Below are 20,269 nucleotides of genomic sequence, written 5' to 3'. Positions count from 1 at the left end.
GTGATCAGCTACAGCTACACCCTCAACGATAACGAAGCCCACCCAACCGCCAATGGCGCCAACACTTTGCCTGAGCAGTTCGCCGTGACCGTGGTCGACGACAACGGCACCACTGCGACCGGCAGCCTCGACGTGAACATCGTCGACGATCTGCCCAATGGAGTGGACGACAGCAATGCTTCAACGGCTTCGGAAACCCTGCTGACCCTCAACGGCAACGTGTTGACCAACGACGTGCAAGGCGCCGACCGGGTAACGGCGGGTGAAAACGCCGGACCGATCACCCCCGGCACCTTCGCCGGGACTTACGGCACCCTGGTGCTGAATGCCAACGGCACTTACACCTACACCCTCAACACCAGCGATGCCGACTTCAAGGCCTTGCACGGCGGCGGCAGTGCGACGGAGAGCTTCACCTATACGTTGATGGACGCCGACGGCGACATCAGCACCGCCAATCTGGTACTGCAGATCCACAACAACGATGATCCGGTGGTCCTCAACGGCCTCAACGTGTATGGCGGTGAGCTGACGGTTTACGAAAAAAACCTCGGCGACGGCAGCAGCCCGGACGCACCGGCTCTGACCCAGAGCGGCACCTTCACCGTGACCGCGCTGGACGGCGTCACGAGCCTGGCCGTCGGCGGTATTGCCGTGGTCACCGGCGGTGTGGCCGCCGGCTTCCCGCAGTCGATCTCCACACCACTGGGCAGCACCCTGACCATCACCGGGTTCAACGCCGCGACCGGTGTCGTGAGCTACAACTACACCCTGAATGACAACGAAGCGCACCCGACGGCCAACGGCGCCAACACCCTGCCTGAGCAGTTCGCCGTGACCGTGGTCGACGACAACGGCACCACTGCTACCGGCAGCCTCGACGTGAGCATCGTCGACGACCTGCCCAATGGCGTGTACGACAGCAATGCTTCAACGGCCTCGGAAACCCTGCTGACCCTCAATGGCAACGTGCTGAGCAACGACGTGCAAGGCGCCGACCGGGTAACCGTGGGTGAAAACGCCGGCCCGATCACCCCCGGCACCTTCACCGGCACCTACGGCACCCTGGTACTCAATGCCAACGGCACTTACACCTACACCCTCAACACCAGCGATGCCGACTTCAAGGCGTTGCACGGCGGCGGCAACGGCACCGAAACCTTCACCTACACCCTCACCGACTCTGACGGCGACAGCAGCACGGCCAACCTGGTGCTGAATGTCTACAACAACGACGATCCGGTGGTCCTCAACGGCCTCAACGTGTATGGCGGTGAGCTGACGGTTTATGAAAAAAATCTCGGCGATGGCAGCAGCCCCAACACGTCGGCACTGACCCAGAGCGGGACTTTCACGGTGGCCGCGCTCGATGGCCTGCAAACCCTGACCGTCGGCGGCATTGCCGTGGTCAGCGGTGGTGTGGCCGCGGGCTTCCCGCAATCGACCACCACACCACTGGGCAGCACGCTGACCATCACCGGGTTCAATGCCGCGACCGGGGTGATCAGCTACAGCTACACCCTCAACGATAACGAACCTCACCCAACCGCCGACGGCGCCAACAGCCTCACCGAGAACTTCAACGTCGTAGCCACCGATACCGATGGCGACAGTGCGACCGGGCAGATCAACGTCAATATCGTCGACGACCTGCCAAAAGCGGTGTACGACAGCAATGCTTCAACGGCCTCGGAAACCCTGCTGACCCTCAACGGCAACGTGTTGATCAACGACGTGCAAGGCGCCGATCGGGTAGCGCTCGGAGAAAACGCCGGCCCCATCACCCCCGGCACTTTCACCGGCACCTACGGCACTTTGGTACTGAATGCCAACGGCACCTACACCTACACCCTCAACACCAGCGATGCCGATTTCATAGCCCTGCATGGCGGTGGCAACGGCACCGAAACCTTCAGCTACACCCTCACCGATGCAGACGGCGACAGCAGCACGGCGAACCTGGTGCTGCAGATCCACAACAACGATGACTCGATCACGATTGGCGGTTTGAATGTTGAGGGTGGCGAACTCACTGTATTCGAGAAAAATCTCAGCGACGGCAGCAGCCCAGACGCACCAGCCTTGACCCAGAACGGCACCTTTACCGTCACCGCGCTGGACGGTGTCACGACCCTGACCGTCGGTGGTATCGCCGTGGTCACCGGTGGCGTGGCCGCCGCCTTCCCGCAATCGATCACCACCCCGCTGGGCAGCACCCTGACCATCACCGGGTTCAATGCCGCCACTGGCGTGATCAGCTACAGCTACACCCTTAACGATAACGAAGCGCACCCGACTGGCAACGGCGCCAACATCCTGCCTGAGCAGTTCGCCGTAACCGTGGTCGACAACAACGGCACCACCGCGACCGATTCACTGGACGTCAACATCGTCGACGACCTGCCAAAAGCCGTGTACGACAGCAACGCCAGTACCGCTTCGGAAACCCTGCTGACCCTCAACGGCAACGTGCTGAGCAACGACGTGCAAGGCGCCGACCGCGTGACGCTCGGTGAAAACACCGGCCCGATCACCCCTGGCACTTTCACCGGGACTTACGGCACCCTGGTGCTGAATGCCAACGGCACTTACACCTACACCCTCAACACCAGCGATGCCGATTTCAAAGCCCTGCATGGCGGCGGCGACGGCAGCGAAACTTTCACCTACACCATCACCGACTCCGACGGCGACAGCACCACCGCCAACCTGGTGCTCTACGTCTACAACAACGACAATCCGGTGACCCTCAACGGCCTCAACGTGTATGGCGGCGAGCTGACGGTTTATGAAAAAAATCTCGGCGACGGCAGCAGCCCGGACGTACCAGCCCTGACCCAGAACGGCACCTTCACCGTCACCGCCCTGGACGGCGTCACGAGCCTGACCGTCGGCGGTATCGCCGTGGTCACCGGTGGTGTGGCCACCGGCTTCCCGCAGTCGATCACCACCCCACTGGGCAGCACCCTTACCATCACCGGGTTCAATGCGGCGACCGGTGTCGTGAGCTACAGCTACACCCTCAATGATAACGAAGCGCACCCGACGGCCAACGGCGCCAACACCCTGCCCGAACAGTTCGCCGTCACCGTGGTCGACGACAACGGCACCACCGCGACTGGTTCGCTGGACGTCAACATCGTCGACGACCTGCCAAAAGGCGTGTACGACAGCAATACTTCAACGGCTTCGGAAACCCTGTTGACCCTCAACGGCAACGTATTGAGCAACGACGTGCAAGGCGCCGACCGCGTGACGCTCGGTGAAAACACCGGCCCGATCACCCCTGGCACTTTCACCGGGACTTACGGCACCCTGGTGCTGAATGCCAACGGCACTTACACCTACACCCTCAACACCAGTGATGCCGACTTCAAGGCATTGCACGGCGGTGGCGACGGCACCGAAACCTTCACCTACACCCTCACCGATTCGGACGGTGACAGCAGCACCGCCAACCTGGTGTTGAACGTCTACAACAACGACGATCCGGTGGACCTCAACGGCCTCAACGTGTATGGAGGTGAGCTGACGGTTTACGAAAAAAACCTCAGCGACGGCAGCAGCCCGGACGCACCAGCCCTGACTCAGAGCGGCACTTTCACCATCACCGCGCTGGATGGCGTAACGACCCTGACCGTGGGCGGTATTGCCGTGGTCAGCGGTGGCGTGGCCGCCGGCTTCCCGCAGTCGATCACCACGCCACTGGGCAGCACCCTGACCATTACCGGGTTCAACGCCGCCACTGGCGTGGTCAGCTACAGCTACACCCTCAACGACAACGAAGCCCACCCGACCGCCAACGGCGCCAACACCCTGCCCGAGCAGTTCGCCGTGACCGTGGTCGACGACAACGGCACCACTGCGACCGGCAGCCTCGACGTGAACATCGTCGACGACCTGCCAAAAGCCGTGTACGACAGCAACGCCAGTACCGCTTCGGAAACCCTGCTGACCCTCAGCGGCAATGTGCTGAGCAACGACGTGCAAGGCGCCGACCGCGTGACGCTCGGAGAAAGCGCCAGCCCGATCACCCCCGGCACTTTCACCGGCACCTACGGCACCCTGGTGCTGAATGCCAACGGCACCTACACCTACACGCTGAACACCAGCGATGCCGACTTCAAGGCGTTGCACGGCGGCGGCGACGGCAGCGAAACCTTCACCTACACCCTCACCGATGCGGACGGCGACAGCAGCACCGCCAACCTGGTGCTGAACGTCTACAACAACGACGATCCAGTGACCCTCAACGGCCTCAACGTGTATGGCGGTGAGCTGACGGTTTACGAAAAAAACCTCAGCGACGGCAGTAGCCCCAACACCTCGGCACTGACCCAGAGCGGGACTTTCACGGTGGCTGCGCTCGATGGCCTGCAAACCCTGACCGTCGGCAGCATCACTGTCGTCAGCGGTGGAGTGGTCGCAGGCTTCCCGCTGACGGCCGTTACGCCACTGGGCAGCACGCTGACCATCACCGGCTTCAACGCCGCGACCGGGGTGATCAGCTACAGCTACACCCTGAACGACAACGAAGCCCATCCAACGGCCAACGGCGCCAACAGCCTCACCGAGAACTTCAACGTCGTCGCTACCGATACCGATGGCGACCCGGCGACCGGGCAGATCAACGTCAACATCGTCGATGACTTGCCGAGCGCCAAACCTGACTCGTCGTCGGTGACGGAGGGCGGCACGGTCAACATCAGTGTGCTGGGCAACGACGTCAGTGGCGCAGACGGTCCGGCGACGGTGGTCGGCGTACGCGCCGGTAGCAATACCTCGACGTCGGCCATTGGCGGGTTGGGCAACCAGATCAACGGCACCTATGGCTATCTGACCCTCGATGCCAACGGCAACGCGGTGTATCACAGCAACCAGAATTCGGTCGGCGATGCGGGGGCCACTGATACGTTCACCTATACCGTGCGCGACTCCGATGGCGATGAAAGCACTACCACCATCACCATCGACGTGGCCAACAGCATCATCAAGGCCAACCCCGATAGCGACGTGACGGTCTACGAAAAAGCCCTCGACCTGAGCCAGGACGGGCAGGACCTGGCCGCCGCTACAGTCACCGGCAGCGACCCGGGCAACACAGGCGAAACCGCGTCCGGGACCCTGGTCGGTTCGGTCTCGGGTGGCAGCGGCGCGCTCACCTACACCCTGGTCGGCAGCGCCACCGGCACCTACGGGCAGATCCTGCTCAACCCCAACGGCAGCTACACCTACACCCTCACCTCGGCGCCGAAAACCTCGCCGAATGCCAACGACGGGCCGAACAGCCTGAGTGAAAGCTTCACCTACAAAGCCACCGATGCATTGGGCAACAGCAGCACCAGCACCCTCGTGGTCAACATTGTCGATGACGTGCCCAGGGCGGTGGCAACGGATCGCTCGGTGGCGGCGGTGGAGATCGATTCCAACCTGCTGATCGTGCTCGACGTCTCCGGCAGCATGGCCGACCCTTCCGGCGTGTCGAACCTGTCGCGGCTGGATCTGGCCAAGCAGGCCATCAGTGCCTTGCTGGATAAATACGACGACCTCGGCGATGTGAAAGTGCAGCTTGTCACCTTCAGCAGCAGCGCCACCGACATGACCTCGGTGTGGGTCGATGTCGCGACGGCCAAGACACTGCTGGGCGGCCTCAGCGCGAACGGCAATACCAACTACGACGCGGCCGTGGCGACCATGCAGACCGCGTTCAACACCTCGGGCAAACTCACCGGTGCGCAAAACGTCGGCTACTTCTTCTCCGACGGCAAGCCCACCACCGGCCAGGAAATCGGCACCGCCGACGAGACCGCGCTGAAAGCCTTCCTCGATGCCAACGACATCAAGAACTACGCGATCGGCCTGGGCAGCGGCGTGAGCAACGCCAACCTCAATCCACTGGCCTATGACGGCAGCAGCCACACCGACACCGATGCAGTGGTGGTGACCGATCTCAACCAGCTCAACTCGGTGCTGTCTGGCACCGTGATCGGCGCACCGGTCACCGGTTCGCTGCTGGGCGAGGGCGGCACATTCGGCGCCGATGGCGGCTTCATCAAGACCGTCACGGTGGACGGCACCACGTACACCTACGATCCGAGCGGCAATAGCAATCAGGGCTCGCTGAGCTTCAGCGGCGGGCTCAACCACGGCACGTTCAACACCGTGGACAACACGTTGAGCATTGCCACCAACAACAGCGGTACCTTGCAGATCAATCTCGACACCGGTGAATACGCCTACATTTCGCAGAAAACCACGTCGGTGTTGATCACCGAAACCATCGGATTCACTGCCAGCGACAACGACGGCGACCTGGCCAGCGCCACCCTGACGGTCAAGGTCATACCGAATGCACCGCCAGTGGCCGCCGATGATAACGTCATCACCAACGTGCTCTCGGGCACCGTCGTGGTGCCGGGCGAACTATTGCTGGCCAACGACACCGATCCCAACGGCGATCAACTCTCGGCGACACCGACCTCCTTCAACACCGGCTGGATAGTGAAGGGCGCGGACTTCACCGGCACCGGCGCGATCAACTTCACCGGCACCAACAACAACCCTGCCAACCAGAGTCTGGCAGACGTGCGCAATGCCTTTGCGGCCAACACGGCGACCATGACGGCGCTGCTGGTGATCAGTGGCTATCTCGACAAAGCGAACAGCTCCGATGGCAACAATGAAGACCTCATCACGGTCAAGCTGAAACAAGGTGAGACGCTCAACCTCGATCACAACCTGGACCCCGGGCACGTCACGATGGAGTATTCGCTCAACGGTGGGGCGTTCGTCAGCATCGCCGATGGCGCCACCATCACCGCAAGTGCGGATGGCACTTACCAGATCCACATGACCAACATTGCCAACCCAGGTAACGGCAATACGAATGCGGCGGAAGACTATCAGTTGACCATGACCGTGAATTACGCCGGGGCACACGACGTCACCCCGGACTACCACGGCACCTACACCGCCAACGACAACCATGGCGGCAGCGACTCGGCCAACCTGACCATCAGCTATCAGGACGGCCACACCCTTACCGGCACCAGCGGGGATGACGTACTGGTGGCGGGCACGGGCAACAACCTCATCAATGCTGGCGGCGGCAACGATGTGCTCACTGCCGGCTCCGGCAACAACGAGCTGCACGGCGGCGCGGGCAATGATTTGCTCTTCAGCGGCCCGGGCAATGACATCCTCGACGGCGGCACGGGCATCGACACGGCCAGTTACGCCCATGCCAGCGCCGGAGTGACTGTCGACCTCAGCCTGCTCGCTGCGCAGAACACCCTGGGCGCGGGCTCGGACACCCTGACCGGTATCGAAAACCTCACAGGTTCGAACTTCAACGACACCCTGACCGGTGACAACAACAGCAACGTGATCAACGGCGGCCTGGGCAACGACATGCTCAACGGCGGAGGCGGCGATGACTGGCTGATCGGCGGCCTGGGCAACAACACCCTGACCGGCGGAACCGGGGTCGACACCTTCCAGTGGCTCAAGGGCAACAGCGGCCATGACGTGATCACCGACTTCACCCCCGGCACCGACAAGCTCGACCTGTCGCAGCTGCTGCAAGGGGAGAGCGGCACCACGGCTTCACTGGATGACTACCTGCACTTCACCGTCACCGGCAGCGGGCCGTCGACGGTGACCAGCATCGACGTCAGCGCCATGGCCGGCGCCGCGCCGAACCAGACCATCGACCTGGCTGGCGTCAACCTCGCCAGTCATTACGGTGTAACGCCGGGGGCGGGCGGGGTGATCGCGGGCGGGCATGACACGGCGACTATCATCAACGGCATGCTCAATGACCATTCGTTGAAGGTGGATACCGTGTGAACTGAAAGCCCACTAAAAACCCGCCATCCCTGTGAAGGGGGCGGGTTTTTTTTGCCCGGGTCAAAGGCCGATGTCCAATCAGTGGTTACAGAACCTCGATGTACCCATCATCACATCGGCTCTGGCGCCCCGATCAACCGCCCCATGGCCCCGAACACACCCAACTCCCTGATCGCTTCCAGTTCCCCATGCGTCTCGACCATCTCCGCAATCAGCGGCAAATCAATGCTGTGGGTCGCGCGAAAGATCGCTTCGATGAACATCCGCTTGTCTGTCTGCTCGTCGATGTTACGAATGTAGGCCCCATCGATTTTCAGGTACGCCAACCCCAATTGGGTCAGGTTGCCGATCTGGCTGAAGCGCCCACCGAAGTGTTGCACGCCGATGCGATAACCGCTCTTGAGCAGGCTGCTGCTCAAGCGTTGCAGTGCTTCGGGTGACGGCAATTGGCGCTCGTCGATTTCCAGGGTCAGCAGTGATGCCAGATCCGGGAGGGAGTCGAGCAGGTCGAGGATGGTCCGCCACTGCTCTGGATCGCGCAGGGTGTTGCCGGACAGGCTCAGTGCCAAGGGCCTGCGGTTGAGCACCAGATCGTCCAGCGTGGCTTCGAGCATCGCCAGGTCGAACCGTGCCGACCAGCCGAGACGCTCGATCCACGGCAGGAAGTGCCCGGCGGCAATCGCTTCGCCCTGTGGGTCGAGCAGGCGTGCGAGCACCTTGTGATGCAGCACGTGTTGGGTGTCGGCGCATTGCACGACGGGCTGGAAGTACAGCTGCATTTTGCCTTCGGTCAAGGCATCGTCGATCCAGGTGCGCCAGTCGTGCTGGGAGTGATTCGGCGCGGTGTCACGATGGCTCAAATGCACCCAGGGATGTTCGGGATGCTGCCGGGACTCGGTCAGTGCCTGGTCAAGGCGCAGGAGTACGTTGCTGATCGGCTCTCCGGGGCGATAGGCGACGACGCCCAGATGGGCGACGGGCATGCAATCGCTGGCGCCGGTCAGGCGCAGGTTCTCCAGGCTGACGCTGATATCTGAGGCCAGGCGAGCGGCATTTTCAGCGTCCAGACCCGGTGTCAGCAGGCTGAATTCGCCGCCACGATTGCGTGCCGCCAGCCAGGTGCGACGCTCCGGCAACTGAGTCAGGCGCTTGAGCAATTCGCCCACGGCACTGATCAGCGCGTCAGTTCGTTGGCCACCCAGTCGCTGGTTGAGCCCGTTCAGGTCGTTGATCCGCAACATCAGCAAATGGCCATCGCGGCGCTGTTCGCACACGCGTAAATGGTCGGCCAGTTGCTCGTCGAGCAGGCGCCGGTTGGCCAGGCCGGTGAGGCTGTCCAGATAGGATTCGGCCCGCAGTTTTTCGCTGCGTGCGGCTTCTTCGGCGAACAGCGCCTTGAGCTTCTCGACCATCTGGTTCATCGCCAGCACCACCCGTTTCAGTTCCGGTGTGCGCGGCAGTTTCGGCAGGCTGAGAAACTCGCGTTTACTGATGGCTTCAGCCTGTCGGACCATGCTGTCGAGTGGGCGCAATTGCAGGCGCAGCATCCATCCTCCAATCACCGCACTGAACAGCCCGCACAACAGCAACCAGATCAGGCTGCCGAGGGTGCTGTCCCAGAGCTTGGCCAGGGCAAATTGCGGATTGCTCAGCACTTCGACCCGTGCCAGTTGTTCCCAGCCGCGCATGATCAAGGCGTCCCCTCCTTCCGGGCGCAGGTCGACCAGGTTGACGAACCAGTCAGGCGCACCGTCGATTTTCGCCGGTGCGCTGCGCTCCACCAGGGTTTGCTGATCCTTGAGCCTGATGACGCGGATGCTGCTGAAATAGCCGCTGTCGAAAATCGAGCTGACCATCAGCTCCATCATGGCCGGGTCATCGACCTGTGCGGTCAGTGACAGCCCCAGCGCGGTGGCTGCGTCCTGGGCGTGGGCGCGCAGTTGACTGAGGGTTTGCTCGCGGGAGCTTTCCAGGCTGGCAAAAAAACTGCCGCTGAACGCCACCAACAGGAACAGGCAGATGGCCAGGAACAGCTGTTTACGCAGTGTCATACATCGCTCCTTGCCATGGCGGTCAGCCGTCCCCTATGTCGAAGCCTTCGGCATTGAAGGCGTACACCGGTAGCAGGTCTTTGCGTTGGGACGCGGGGCGGATATCGCCGATCAGGTTGTCCAGTACCAGCGGGTCGGTCGTGGGGGGGCTGTAGAACGTCAGCACCCTATGCGCCTGGTTCTGACTCAGGGCCTTGACGTAGGTGAAGCGCAGTTTTTCGCTGGGAATGCCGAGTCGGCGCAGGCTGAAGTATTTCGCCAGGGCATAGTCTTCGCAGTCGGCGGCGCCCTTGATCAGGGCTTCGACGGGGGTGGCCCAATAATCGGTCTGTTGCCAGATGCGCGTGTCGTCCTGAAAGTTCAGCTGCTGATTGAAGAAGCGGTTCACCGCGTTGAGTTGCTCAGGTTCGGGCGCGCCGCGTGCGCTCTGCAGCATTTGACTCCAGGCTTCGATCCGGCCTCGCGCCGGTCCCGGCGGGCCGTAGCGTTGTTCAACGGTTTGCAGAATCTGTGAAAAATCCCAGTCGGCCCGGACCCCGTTGAATGCAGTCAGTAGCAGACCAGCCAGCAGCATCCAGCCGCCGAGCCGAAGTCGGAGCGCTGGCCATCCTGGACTACGCAGACTGCGGGCCATGTCTGGCTGCTCGAGTGTAGATGGGGGAAGTTTAGGTGGAGTTTTTGCGGGGGGAGGGCAGGTCGTCGGGTCGGTACTCGCACTGGCTCTCTTACCACAACAGTCCCGGGGAACTTCAGGATTTGCGCAGGGTTTTCTGCTTGAGGATGTAGACGGTCACGAGTACCGCACTGGTCAGCATGAAGCCCCGTGCCCAGGGCAGCGGCACCAGAAAGCAGGAGAACAGGATGCTCGCCCACATCAGGCCAATGGCGTAGACCTTGCCCCTGAGCGGAATGCCGTTACCGTCGAGGTAATCGCGGATCCATGGGCCAAGCCGGGGATGCTCGACCAGCCATTGATAAAAGCGCGGTGAACTGCGGGCAAAGCAGGCGGCCGCCAGCAGCAGGAAAGGGGTGGTGGGCAATACCGGCAGGAAAATCCCGATCACCCCCAGCGCCACGCTCAGCCAGCCGATGGCCAGCAGCACGTAGCGCAACATCAGGGGGCGGTTGCCTATGGGGTTGTCCATAGGCCGGATCTTAGTGGTGACGTGGCTTGAGAATCGCCGGCTTTTCGTCTGGAGCATTGCACAGCAGGTACAGCGCGGTCAGGGCTTCCGGGATCTGCACGATCATGTCGTCCATCAGGTTGGCATCGGCGGCAATGTCGGAGAACTCCGGTTGCTCGTCGAACAGGCCCGAACCGACCATGATCGGCAGCAGCATTTCGCTGACTTCGTCTTCGGCGGTTTCGAACCAGGCTTCTTCACGCAGGAACACACCTTCCATGAAACCGATGCACCAGCCGCGCAGTTCGGAATCATCCGGGTCGTCGCCCAGGTCGAGGTCGCACGGCAGCTCGAACTCTTCGTCGGAGGCCAGTTGGCGGGCGATGTGGGCCTTGAGGCCGATCAGCGTGGCTTCGATCTCTTCGCGCTGGGCTTCGCCGCTGTAGTGCGGCTCTTCGGCGAAGAGGGCATCGATCCATTCACGGTCCGGAACGACTTCGGAGCAGATCGACAGCGCAGTGAGGTAGCCGTGGGCGGCCACGTAGTCCAGCGCCTCGTCATGCAGTTCATCGGCGTCGAGGAAGACTTGCAGGCGGGTTAGTTGCTCAGCGAAGGACATTAAAGGACTACCTTGGGGAATGTTCGATGCGGGAATTCTAGGCCTTCTTGAGCACTTGGGCCAGCCGCACGGCATATTTGCCCGTTTGTGGGCGCTGCCCCCCATACAGTTCGGTCAAGCGGTATCTCTGTGGGAGCGAGCTTGCTCGCGATGGCGGTGGTTCAGGCGAAATCAATGTTGACTGTGATGGCCTCATCGCGAGCAAGCTCGCTCCCACAGGTTTCCCACAGTTTTTTTGCAAATCAGGTTAGCCGGTGTCTTATCAGCGGCACCCTTTGCCGGACGGGGCTCGGGTATACTCGCGCGTTTTGTGATGCCCTGCTGGCGTCACGGCTGAAATGTGAAGCGTCATGCAATGTGCACTTACGATTTGTCGGTGCAGCGTCGCGGGTTCTGAACCAGCCTTGCAGGGATGTTTCGGTGATTTTTGGAGTTTCTATGCTCGAACAGGCTCAACGCGTCCTCAAGGACATCTTCGGCTACGACAGTTTCCGTGGCCGCCAGGGTGAAATCATTGAGCGTGTGGCCAGTGGTGGCGATGCCCTGGTCCTGATGCCTACCGGTGGCGGCAAGTCCCTGTGCTTCCAGGTCCCGGCGCTGTTGCGCGAAGGCCTGGCGGTGGTGGTCTCGCCGCTGATCGCACTGATGGACGATCAGGTCGCCACCCTCGAAGAGCTGGGCGTGGCGGCCGCCGCGTTGAACTCCACCCTCAGCGCCGAGCAGCAGCGCGACCTGGCTGTCCGTATCCGCCGCGGTGAAGTGAAGATGCTCTATCTGGCGCCTGAACGTCTGGTCCAGCCGCGCATGCTGTCCTTCCTGCAGGGGCTGGACATCGCCCTGTTCGCCATCGACGAAGCCCACTGCGTGTCGCAATGGGGCCACGACTTCCGTCCGGAATACCTGCAATTGGGCCAGTTGGCGGAAATGTTCCCCGACGTGCCGCGCATCGCCCTGACCGCCACGGCCGACAAGCGCACCCGGGAAGAAATCGTCACCCGGTTGCACCTGCAAGACGCCGAGCGCTTCCTGTCGAGTTTCGACCGGCCGAACATCTTTTATCGCATCGTGCCCAAGGAGCAGCCGCGCAAGCAGTTGCTGGCGTTCCTCGCCGAACGCCGCAGCGATGCTGGCATCGTGTATTGCCTGTCGCGCAAGAAGGTCGAGGAAGTCGCAGCATTCCTCAGCGAGCAAGGCTTCCCGGCGCTGCCATACCACGCCGGCCTGCCCAACGATATGCGCGCCTACCATCAGAAACGCTTCCTCAACGAGGAAGGCCTGATCATGGTCGCCACGGTGGCGTTCGGCATGGGCATCGACAAGCCCAACGTACGTTTTGTCGCGCATCTCGATTTGCCGAAATCCCTCGAAGCCTACTATCAGGAAACCGGTCGTGGCGGCCGTGACGGCCTGCCGGCGGATGCCTGGATGGCTTACGGCCTGCAAGACGTGGTGATGCTCAAGCAGATGCTGCAGAACTCCGAAGGCGACGAGCGCCACAAGCGCCTGGAGCAGCACAAGCTCGACGCCATGCTCTCGCTCTGCGAAGAAACCCGCTGCCGTCGGCAAACGCTGCTGGCCTACTTTGACGAAGACATGCCCGAGCCTTGCGGTCATTGCGACAACTGCGTCGACGGCGTGCAGACCTGGGATGCCACCGAGCCTGCGCGTCAGGCGCTGTCGGCGATCTACCGCACCGGTCAGCGCTACGGGGTCGGGCACCTGGTGGATGTACTGCTCGGCAAGGACAACGAAAAGGTCCGCAACTTCGGTCATCAGCATCTGTCGGTGTTTGGTGTCGGCAAGGCGAGGGCCGAAGGCGAGTGGCGCTCCCTGTTCCGCCAATTGGTGGCTCGCGGTCTGGCCGATGTTGACCATGAGGGGTATGGCGGTCTGCGTCTGAGTGATACGTGTCGGCCGCTACTCAAAGGTGAAGTGACCCTGGAACTGCGCCGCGACCTCAAGGCGCAAACCGTGGCGAAAAGCAGCAAGAGCCAGGCGAGCCAGCTGGTCCGTGGCGAGGAGCGCGAACAGTGGGAAGCCTTGCGCGCCTTGCGGCGCAAGCTCGCCGAAGAACATGGCGTGCCGCCGTACGTCATCTTCCCCGATTCGACTTTGCTGGAGATGCTGCGCAGCCAACCGACCTCGCTGGCGGAAATGGCCACGGTCAGCGGCGTCGGCGCGCGCAAGCTGGAGCGCTACGGCGAGGCCTTCCTCGAAGTGCTCGGCGGCCAGGTCGAGGCGCCGAAAGTGGTGGCCGACGTACGTCACGAACTGATCACGTTGGCACGGGCCGGGATGACGCCGGTGCAGATCGCCGGTCAGTTGCAGTGCTCGGAAAAGAACGTCTACACCATGCTGGCCGAAGCGATTGGCAAGCAGCAGTTGTCGTTGGAACAGGCGCTGGATCTGCCTGAAGACCTGATGGGAGAAGTCCAGGACGCCTTCCTCGACGGCGAAGGTGAATTGCCAGCGGTTTCCGAGATCGCCGCGTTGTTCGCGGGCCGAGTGCCGGAAGGGGTCTTGTACTGCGTTCGTGCTGCCTTGCAGTCGGAGTTCGAGATTTGAGACATCCTGGTGCTGATTTAACGATTCACTACAGATCAAGCCTTGCCTCAAGTCGAGGCTCATGCTTAGCTGACTAATAATTAGTTTTTATTTATTTCAGTCTAATCATGAGTGTTTTATGCCGTTAACCGATCAACACCGCTTTGGCATGCAATTGGCCCAGATGTCCCGTGGCTGGCGTGCCGAACTGGACCGCCGTCTGGCGGGCATGGGCTTGTCCCAGGCGCGCTGGCTGGTGCTGCTGCACCTGGCGCGTTTCGATGAAGCACCGACCCAGCGTGAACTGGCACAAAGCGTCGGTGTCGAAGGCCCGACCCTGGCCCGTTTGCTCGACAGCCTGGAAAGCCAGGGCCTGGTGCAACGCCAGGCGGTGCTCGAAGACCGTCGGGCGAAGAAAATCGTGCTTTGCGCGCCGGCGCGTCCCCTGATCGAACAAATTGAAACCATTGCCACGCAACTGCGTCACGAACTGTTCGAAGGCGTCGATGAGGCGGATTTGAAGGTGTGCATGCGGGTTCACGGGCATATCCTGGGCAACCTTGAAAAATCTTGAGGCATAACCGAACGCCAGGCTTCTGAGAGACCGCATTGGGCAGACTATAAGAACTACTCGGCATTATCGTGTTCGTAACGGATGTACGAACGCGTACGGGTAATTTCTGTGAATCTCAAGGATGCTCATGCTCAAGTGCTGGCGATTGGTTTTACGCGGTGGTTCTCAGTGGTTGCTGGCCGGGGCCGCTGTCACTTATTCGGCATGGGCGCCTGCACTGGGCCTGGGTGAAATCACCCTGCATTCGGCGCTGAATCAACCGCTGCGTGCCGATATTGCACTGGTGGATGCGGCTGGCCTGGAAGAGAACGAGCTGTCGGTGAGTCTGGCAGCGGCAGACGAGTTCAGCCGTGCCGGGGTCGACCGGGTTTTTTTCCTCAATAACCTGAAGTTCACCCCGGTCCTGCGCGGTAATCGCAGCGTGATCCAGGTGACCTCCAGCAAACCGGTCAGTGAACCCTTCCTGAATTTCCTCGTGCAACTCGATCAACCCAACGGTCGGTTATTACGCGAGTACACGGTACTGATCGATCCGCCGGGTTCGCCAGGCGTTGTTCCCGCCGCCGATGAACCGGTTTTCAGTTCCCCGGCGTCCGCATTCCCCAGTGTTCAACCGGTCGTACCGCCGTCACCCGTGGCCAAGACGACGTCAGAAACGGACGTCCCCGTGGTTGATCCCGCAGTCGAACAACTGGCCGTCAGCGCCCTGCAAAACCACAGTTTGCAAACCACTGTCGATGAGCTCAACGAGAAGCTTCAAGGCCAGGATGAGCTGATCACCGGCCAGAAAAAACAGTTGGCCGAACTGCAAACCCAACTGGCGGAGCTCAAGAAGGTAAAGGCGCAACCCGTTGCTAGCGACGCGGTGACGCCAGCCCCCGCCGTTGCTGAAAGTCCCGGGATTGGCTGGCTGCCGATTGCCGGCGTGTCAGCGCTGATGGCGTTGCTGGCGCTGGGCTGGTTAGTTCGCCACCGACGCCAGCAGCATCAGGCCACAACTTCAGAGATGCTGTCGTCGCAGCATGAACCGTTGGCGGAGCTTTTTACCGAGCCTGTCACGTGGCCCACCGTCAGGCAACCAGTCGCGGTGCCAGCCAACGATGAGCTTGAGCGGGTCGATAGCCATCGCTCCATCGCGGGCGCAGCTGCCGTGGCGGTGGTTCCTGGTTTGGCGATATCCGGCGAATCCGCCGCTGACGATGAGTACCGGCTCAACCTGGAGGAGTTGTCCATGGTGTCGAGTTGGGACGTGATCAGCCCAAACGAGAACCAGCAGTCGGCTGCTCTGGCCATGATCGAGCCTGCGTTCGAATTGGAGGCGCAACCCGCTTCGCCGTCTCGGCAGCCTCCGGTCGGGCTATCATAGCGGCGTCGTCAAACTCTGGAGTCAAGCCCCATCATGACCGTCAGCAAACCGGAAATCGTCATCACCTATTGCACGCAATGCCAGTGGCTGTTGCGTGCGGCCTGGCTGGCCCAGGAACTGCTCAGCACCTTTGGTGATGACCTGGGCAAAGTCTCCCTGGTGCCGGGCACCGGCGGGGTCTTTCATGTTTACTGTGACGCTGTGCAGATCTGGGAGCGCAAGGCGGACGGTGGCTTCCCTGAGGCCAAAGTGCTCAAGCAGCGGGTCCGCGACCAGATCGACCCGGACCGCGACCTGGGGCACAACGACCGCACTCAGTGAGACGCGGCCTCGGCTGTAACGGCTTTCTTGCTTGTGCCACTTGAGAACCTGCTGGACACCACAATCGCCACAATGATCAGCGCGCCCCCCAGCAACATGCGCAGGGTCGGGTTTTCGTTGAACAGCAACCAGGCGACGGTGATGCCGTAGACCGGCTCCAGGGCGAACACCACGGCGGCGGTGCGTGCCTTGATCACCGCGAGGCTGGCGACGAACAGGCTGTGGGCGACACCGGTACAGAGCACACCGAGCAAGCCGATCCACAGCCAGTCGATGGCACGCACTTCGTTCAATTGAGGCGCCGCCACCGGCAGCAGGCACAGGGCAACCACCACGTTCTGGCACAGCGCTGCCTGCACGGGCGGGACGCGCCCGGAGCTGGCACGGTTGGTCAGCGACAACAGGGCGAACAACAACCCGGAACCCACGGCCCACAGCAGACCGGTGGTGGCGCCGCTGGCCAGGTCAAAATCAGGCGTGACCAGCACCAGCCCGATACTCACCAGCAGCACCAGCACGATCTCGTTGGCGTGAATGCGCTCGCGGAAGATCAGCCCTTCGAGGATCACGGTAAAGGCCGGGAAACTGGCGAAGCCGAGCGTCGCAATCGCCACGCCTGCGACTTTCACCGCAATGAAGAAACTCACCCAGTGCCCGGCCAGCAACAAGCCGCTGAGCAGCAGTCGACGCCAGTCCACGGCCTCGAGTTTCTGCCAGCGCGTCTGGCTGGCGAACCGTGCAAAAAACGCCAGCGCAAGCACGGCAAAAGCGGCGCGGCCGAAAACGATGATCGCCGGTGATGCGGCGGCCAGTTTGCCGAACACGCCGGTCAGACCGAACATCAATGCGCCGATATGCAGGGCGCCAAGGGCGGTACGGGGAGTCATTGCAATCCTTGACGACAAATGAACAGAGGCATCATTGAAGCGCGTAATCGCCCATCAAGTCTGTCGGCAGACTATCGTCCTTTGTCGCCAGCCTCGCGCCGCAGTTTCCCGGGCGATGCCCCGAACTCGCGCAACACCGCCGCCGCAAAGGCACTCTGGGAACTGTAGCCGACGCGGCTGGCAATCTCGCCGATGGGCAGCGCCGAGTTGCGCAGCAAGCCCACCGCGATGTGCAGGCGGCGGCTGCGGATGTAGTCCATCGGCGTCTGCCCGCACTCGGCCACGAACCGCGCATGCAAACGGGCACTGGAAAGGCCGGCCACCCGGGCCAGATCGGCCACTTGCAGCGGGTACGCCGCATACTGATCGATGTGTGCATTCAGCGCGGCATAGGGCAGGCGCCGACCGCCGACGGTGTCGGGCCTGGCGTTGTTGAGACTGGCCAGTAGCAGCACCGCGCCTTGTTGTGCAATCAGCGGATCATCGACCGGACTGTTCGCCAGCCAACTGACCAATTGGCTTTGCCCGGCATCCAGCGATAGTCGGCCGGCGTTGTCGAGCAAGCGCCGGCTGGACTCGGCGTGATCGCCCAACGACTGGGCAACCCATTGTTCGCCGGGCACATCCAGCACCAGGCAGCGGCTGCCATTGGGGCTGCCACACGCATGATGAGCGCCCGACGGTATCACCACGAAACTCTGTTGCACCACCTGACTACCACGGCCGTCAACCTCGAAATCCAGGGCACCCGAAAGCCCGAACACCAATTGCGCGTGGTCGTGGCTGTGGACGATCAGGTCATGGCTGTATTGGCGAAGCGTGAGGATCGGTCTCATCGCAGGTCTCCCGGTTCAGGGCGTCAGTCTACACCGAGCGGGCCTGCAAGCGCTGTCACAGGACTGACTTGACGCTGTCATGGACGATTAACCGGGCCGGGGCAGACTTGGCAAAACTTGCCAGAGGGTTGCCCATGACCAGCGCCGAGCTCGCCAAACCCACCCGTAAGCAACGCGTACGGACTTTATGGATTTCCGACGTGCATTTGGGCACCCGGGATTGCCAGGCTGAACACCTGTCGCAGTTTCTCAAGAGCTACCACGCGGACAGAATCTACCTGGTCGGCGACATCATCGACGGCTGGAAGCTGCGCGGCGGCATGTACTGGCCGCAAGCGCATACCAACGTGATCCGTCGCCTGTTGACCATGAGCAAGCGTGGCACTGAGGTGATCTACGTCACCGGTAATCATGACGAATTCCTGCGCCGCTATTCGAAGCTGATCCTGGGCAATATCCAGTTGGTGGACGAAGCCGTGCACGTCACCGCCGACGGCCGGCATCTGCTGGTGATCCATGGCGACCAGTTCGATGTGATCACCCGTTACCATCGCTGGCTGGCCTTTCTCGGTGACTCGGCCTACGAATTCACCCTGACCCTCAACCGCTGGCTCAATCATTGGCGCGCGCGATATGGCTACGGCTACTGGTCGCTGTCGGCCTACCTCAAGCACAAGGTGAAAACCGCGGTCAGCTTTATCAGCGACTTCGAGGAAGCCATCGCCCATGAATGCGTCAAGCGCGAGCTGCACGGCGTGGTGTGCGGGCACATTCACCATGCCGAGATTCGCAAGGTCGGCGAGGTGGACTACCTCAATTGCGGCGACTGGGTGGAGTCGTGCACGGCGCTGATCGAGCATTGGGATGGTTCGATCGAGCTGTACCGGTTGGCGGATGCGCAGGCGCGGGAGGCGCAGTTGAAGGCGGCCAGGGTCACCGAGCTGGCTTGATGATCACTGTGCCTGTGCGGGCCTCATCGCGAGCAGGCTCGCTCCTACAGTAGATCTGTAGTGAACACATATTCTGTGGACGCCGCAAAACCTGTGGGAGCGAGCCTGCTCGCGATGGACCGCGAAGCGGTCCCGCTGGATCTGTCAGACCGGCGCGTGCTCTTCCATCGCCGCCTTGTAGATCGAACTCCTGGGGTGCGCAAACAAGCGCTCCATCATCGGTTCGAAAAAGCTCAACGGCAGCGTGTCGTACGCCGGGTCAAACGCCGCCGCATCGTACCTGGCACAGAACTCGACGGTCGCCTGGTACTGCGGATGGTCCTGGAATTGCTCACGCAGATGCCGATCCATACCCAGGTGATGGAAGAAGTAGTAGCCCTGGAAAATCCCGTGCTTTTCCACCATCCACAGGTTCTCGGCGCTGACGAATGGCTTGAGGATCGCCGCCGCGATGTCCGGGTGGTTGTAGGAGCCCAGGGTGTCGCCGATGTCATGGAGCAGGGCACAGACCACGTACTCCTCGTCGCGACCATCGCGCCAGGCGCGGGTGGCGGTTTGCAGGGAGTGGCTCAGGCGATCCACCGGGAACCCGCCGAAATCACCCTCCAGTAACTTCAGGTGCGCCACAATCCGTGCAGGCAATTGTCTTGCGTAGGCACTGAAGTCCGCGGCAATGATCGCCCAGTCTTCCTGCGTGCCGTCCTTCATGTGGGTGAAGCGGGCATTGGCATTCATAGGCAACTCTCTGGTGACGGATGTCAGCTAGAACGGAACGCGCCCCATAAGCATGTCCCGGTACATGACAAAATCGCCGAGCAGGCTATAGAAGGGGTGTTGGAACGTTGCCGGGCGGTTCTTCTCGAAGAAGAAATGCCCGACCCAGGCAAAGCTGTAACCTGCCAGCGGCAGGGTCCACAACAGCATCCATGCTCCGCGACCAATGGTCAGCGACAGAATCAAGATAACCAGCGTCGTGCCGATAAAGTGTAAACGGCGACAGGTGCTGTTGCTGTGCTCGCTGAGGTAGTAAGGGTAGAACTCAGCGAAGCTGTTGAAGCGTTTGACGTTTTCCACGACAGCGATCTCTGTGGTTATTGTTCTTGCTGCAAGTTGTTCTGCGGGTAGCTTATTTGAGTCTAGAGTGATCAA

General features: G+C 61.6%; 13 protein-coding genes and 1 pseudogene. 6 read left to right on the top strand and 8 right to left on the bottom strand.

Annotation, left to right across the window (positions count from 1 at the left end; genetic code table 11):
• Positions 1–7,848 (top strand): beta strand repeat-containing protein (locus tag AC1DKH_RS27540; protein ID WP_477799911.1); only part of this gene is annotated, 7,848 nt, incomplete at its 5' end.
• Between the two features lie 110 nt (positions 7,849–7,958).
• Here the strand turns inward: AC1DKH_RS27540 and lapD are convergent.
• The 4 genes and pseudogenes from lapD to AC1DKH_RS27520 all read right to left on the bottom strand — a co-directional run bounded on the left by lapD (position 7,959) and on the right by AC1DKH_RS27520 (position 11,642).
• Positions 7,959–9,899 carry a cyclic di-GMP receptor LapD gene (lapD, locus tag AC1DKH_RS27535; protein ID WP_477799910.1) on the bottom strand — a complete coding sequence of 647 codons (1,941 nt, stop codon included), beginning with the start codon at positions 9,897–9,899 and terminating at the stop codon, positions 7,959–7,961.
• A 43-nt stretch (positions 9,900–9,942) separates the two neighbouring features.
• Positions 9,943–10,533: pseudogene (locus AC1DKH_RS27530) on the bottom strand (transglutaminase-like cysteine peptidase); the annotation flags it as partial.
• A gap of 115 nt (positions 10,534–10,648) precedes the next feature.
• Positions 10,649–11,044 (bottom strand): YbaN family protein, encoded by a 396-nt coding sequence (locus AC1DKH_RS27525; protein WP_477762555.1) that lies wholly within the window; start codon positions 11,042–11,044, stop codon positions 10,649–10,651.
• Positions 11,045–11,054: 10 nt separating this feature from the next.
• The gene (locus AC1DKH_RS27520) at positions 11,055–11,642 is read right to left on the bottom strand and encodes a UPF0149 family protein (RefSeq protein WP_007975277.1); all 588 of its coding nucleotides are present in this window, start codon (positions 11,640–11,642) and stop codon (positions 11,055–11,057) included.
• Between the two features lie 438 nt (positions 11,643–12,080).
• Here AC1DKH_RS27520 and recQ point away from each other — a divergent pair, with 438 nt between their 5' ends.
• The 4 genes from recQ to AC1DKH_RS27500 all read left to right on the top strand — a co-directional run bounded on the left by recQ (position 12,081) and on the right by AC1DKH_RS27500 (position 16,447).
• Positions 12,081–14,207 (top strand): DNA helicase RecQ, encoded by a 2,127-nt coding sequence (recQ, locus tag AC1DKH_RS27515; protein ID WP_477799909.1) that lies wholly within the window; start codon positions 12,081–12,083, stop codon positions 14,205–14,207.
• 118 nt (positions 14,208–14,325) lie between these two features.
• Positions 14,326–14,760, top strand: a complete 435-nt coding sequence (locus AC1DKH_RS27510; RefSeq protein ID WP_150724407.1) for a MarR family transcriptional regulator — start codon at positions 14,326–14,328, stop codon at positions 14,758–14,760.
• A 127-nt stretch (positions 14,761–14,887) separates the two neighbouring features.
• On the top strand, positions 14,888–16,126 hold the full coding sequence (locus tag AC1DKH_RS27505) for a type IV pilus assembly protein FimV (RefSeq protein ID WP_477762553.1): 1,239 nt from the start codon (positions 14,888–14,890) through the stop codon (positions 16,124–16,126).
• A 33-nt stretch (positions 16,127–16,159) separates the two neighbouring features.
• Positions 16,160–16,447: an Rdx family protein gene (locus tag AC1DKH_RS27500; RefSeq protein ID WP_477754478.1), complete on the top strand. Its 288-nt coding sequence runs from the start codon at positions 16,160–16,162 to the stop codon at positions 16,445–16,447.
• Here the strand turns inward: AC1DKH_RS27500 and AC1DKH_RS27495 are convergent.
• Entirely contained in the window at positions 16,441–17,334 is an 894-nt protein-coding gene (locus tag AC1DKH_RS27495) for a DMT family transporter (RefSeq protein ID WP_477799908.1), read from the bottom strand. The genes AC1DKH_RS27500 and AC1DKH_RS27495 overlap by 7 nt on opposite strands.
• Before the next feature lie 71 nt (positions 17,335–17,405).
• A complete protein-coding gene (locus tag AC1DKH_RS27490) occupies positions 17,406–18,170 on the bottom strand; it encodes an AraC family transcriptional regulator (protein WP_477754476.1) in 765 nt (254 codons plus the stop codon).
• Positions 18,171–18,304: 134 nt separating this feature from the next.
• On the opposite strand from AC1DKH_RS27490, the gene AC1DKH_RS27485 reads away from it, so the two are divergent.
• Positions 18,305–19,120 (top strand): UDP-2,3-diacylglucosamine diphosphatase, encoded by an 816-nt coding sequence (locus AC1DKH_RS27485; RefSeq protein WP_477754475.1) that lies wholly within the window; start codon positions 18,305–18,307, stop codon positions 19,118–19,120.
• Positions 19,121–19,264: 144 nt separating this feature from the next.
• Here the strand turns inward: AC1DKH_RS27485 and AC1DKH_RS27480 are convergent, their stop codons facing one another.
• Both AC1DKH_RS27480 and AC1DKH_RS27475 read right to left on the bottom strand, forming a co-directional pair.
• Complete coding sequence (locus AC1DKH_RS27480) at positions 19,265–19,855, bottom strand: HD domain-containing protein (RefSeq protein WP_477754474.1); 591 nt, start codon at positions 19,853–19,855, stop codon at positions 19,265–19,267.
• Positions 19,856–19,882: 27 nt separating this feature from the next.
• Positions 19,883–20,194 carry an Mpo1-like protein gene (locus AC1DKH_RS27475; RefSeq protein ID WP_477754473.1) on the bottom strand — a complete coding sequence of 104 codons (312 nt, stop codon included), beginning with the start codon at positions 20,192–20,194 and terminating at the stop codon, positions 19,883–19,885.
• Positions 20,195–20,269: the final 75 nt, after the last annotated feature.

It is taken from the genome of Pseudomonas sp. 05L36, assembly GCF_056398125.1.
The sequence above is the reverse complement of the archived record's forward strand: the minus strand, read 5'-3'. Positions and strand labels throughout refer to the sequence as shown.

Coding starts and splice junctions, on each gene's coding strand:
- lapD (WP_477799910.1), bottom strand. CDS start 9,899: ATGACACTGCGTAAACAGCTGTTCCTGGCCATCTGCCTGTTCCTGTTG.
- AC1DKH_RS27525 (WP_477762555.1), bottom strand. CDS start 11,044: ATGGACAACCCCATAGGCAACCGCCCCCTGATGTTGCGCTACGTGCTG.
- AC1DKH_RS27520 (WP_007975277.1), bottom strand. CDS start 11,642: ATGTCCTTCGCTGAGCAACTAACCCGCCTGCAAGTCTTCCTCGACGCC.
- recQ (WP_477799909.1), top strand. CDS start 12,081: ATGCTCGAACAGGCTCAACGCGTCCTCAAGGACATCTTCGGCTACGAC.
- AC1DKH_RS27510 (WP_150724407.1), top strand. CDS start 14,326: ATGCCGTTAACCGATCAACACCGCTTTGGCATGCAATTGGCCCAGATG.
- AC1DKH_RS27505 (WP_477762553.1), top strand. CDS start 14,888: ATGCTCAAGTGCTGGCGATTGGTTTTACGCGGTGGTTCTCAGTGGTTG.
- AC1DKH_RS27500 (WP_477754478.1), top strand. CDS start 16,160: ATGACCGTCAGCAAACCGGAAATCGTCATCACCTATTGCACGCAATGC.
- AC1DKH_RS27495 (WP_477799908.1), bottom strand. CDS start 17,334: ATGACTCCCCGTACCGCCCTTGGCGCCCTGCATATCGGCGCATTGATG.
- AC1DKH_RS27490 (WP_477754476.1), bottom strand. CDS start 18,170: ATGAGACCGATCCTCACGCTTCGCCAATACAGCCATGACCTGATCGTC.
- AC1DKH_RS27485 (WP_477754475.1), top strand. CDS start 18,305: ATGACCAGCGCCGAGCTCGCCAAACCCACCCGTAAGCAACGCGTACGG.
- AC1DKH_RS27480 (WP_477754474.1), bottom strand. CDS start 19,855: ATGAATGCCAATGCCCGCTTCACCCACATGAAGGACGGCACGCAGGAA.